Source organism: Ralstonia sp. VS2407 (assembly GCF_052950655.1).
On record NZ_JBRFVG010000293.1, the window covers coordinates 1 to 455 of the forward strand.

Annotated in this window: 1 protein-coding gene; it reads right to left on the reverse strand. The window is 64.6% G+C overall.

What is annotated here, in order from left to right; translation table 11 throughout:
• Positions 1 to 94: 94 nt before the first annotated feature.
• Positions 95 to 455: GNAT family N-acetyltransferase (locus ACU8YE_RS25125; protein WP_446930277.1), on the reverse strand; the 361-nt coding region annotated here is incomplete at its 5' end.

Genomic DNA, 455 nt, shown 5'->3' on the forward strand with positions numbered 1-455 from the left:
GTCTGGATTGCACAGCCCCACATCATCGGCATGCCAGGGTTGCAGACGATACTCATCGCGCCCATCTCGAGGTCGGCTTGCACGTCACAGACCCTCAGTAGAGAAGTGTCGCCATTGTCCCGATCCGCTCGAACCCGACCCTCCGGTAGGTGCGTAAGGCACGGGTGTTGAAGTCGTTGACGTACAGCGAGACGGTGTCGTGGTCGCGCCGGGCCAGCTCGACGACGGCAGCCATCGCCGGGGCGGCCAGGCCACGACCACGCCATGCCGGGTCCATCCACACCCCCTGGATCTGGCAAACATTCCCCCACGTGACGGCGACGTCGGACTTCCAGCGCACGTCACCGTCGTCAACGATGCCAAGACCACGCCCCTGCCGAACGAGCTCGAGCATGTGACGTCGGTACCCATCCCCGGGGTCTAACGGGCTGACGCCGACCTCCTCGGTGTACATG